The organism is Teichococcus vastitatis (genome assembly GCF_003604215.1).
GTDB classification, from domain to species: Bacteria; Pseudomonadota; Alphaproteobacteria; order Acetobacterales; family Acetobacteraceae; genus Pseudoroseomonas; species Pseudoroseomonas vastitatis.
Window position 1 is genome coordinate 1 of record NZ_QXGS01000191.1, and the last position, 868, is coordinate 868.

The 868-nt window shown below is 66.9% G+C and carries 1 protein-coding gene; it reads left to right on the forward strand.

What is annotated here, in order from left to right:
• Nucleotides 1–17: 17 nt before the first annotated feature.
• Nucleotides 18–868, forward strand: an 851-nt coding sequence (locus D2K64_RS23860) for an IS110 family RNA-guided transposase (RefSeq protein ID WP_120010916.1), incomplete at its 3' end; no start/stop codon positions are given.

Below are 868 nucleotides of genomic sequence, written 5' to 3' on the forward strand. Positions count from 1 at the left end.
GCATCGGGAGAGCCGCCATGGAGCAGTATGTCGCGCTGGATGTCTCGCTCAAGGAGATCAGCGTCTGCGTGATCGACGCCGCGGGAGCCGTGGTGTTCGAAGGCAAATCCGCGGCCGAGCCCGCGCTCCTGATCAAGCTCATCCAGGCCAAGGCACCGCGGTTGGTGAAGGTCGGCCTTGAGACAGGAGCCACCTCTCCATGGCTGTACCACACGCTGACCTCTGCGGGACTGCCGGTGGTGCTGATGGACGCCCGTCATGCTCATGCCGCACTGTCGATGCGGCCGACCAAGTCGGACCGCAGCGATGCCCGCGGACTGGCCGAAATTCTGCGGATGGGCTGGTACCGTGAGGTCGTGGCCAAGAGCTTCACCTCGCATGAACGCCTGGCGCTGCTCGCGGCCCGGCGCAGGCTGGTCACCATCCGCACCGACCTGGACGCGCAGCTCCGTGGCCTGCTCAAGACCTTTGGCCTGATCCTGGGCCCTGGCAACACGGACGCCCTGGTCCGCCGTGCCGAAACACTGGCCGAGGGGCATCCGGTGATCAGCGCTCTGGTAGCCAAGCTGGCCGAGGTGCGGCGGCACGTCGTGGCGCAGGTAGCAGCGCTCGACCGTGACATCCGCCGCCTGGTGCGCAGCGAGCCGACCCTCAAGCGGTTCATGACCGTGCCTGGCGTCGGGCCAATCACCGCTGTCGCCTTTCTCTCCACCATCGACGAACCGGAGCGGTTCAAGCACGCCCGTGATGTCGGACCTTACCTGGGGCTGACACCGACCCGCTATCAGTCAGGCGAGACGGACCGGCACGGCCGCATCTCGAAGTGCGGTGACGCCTTCACCCGCACCTGCCTCTACGAGGCCGCCAA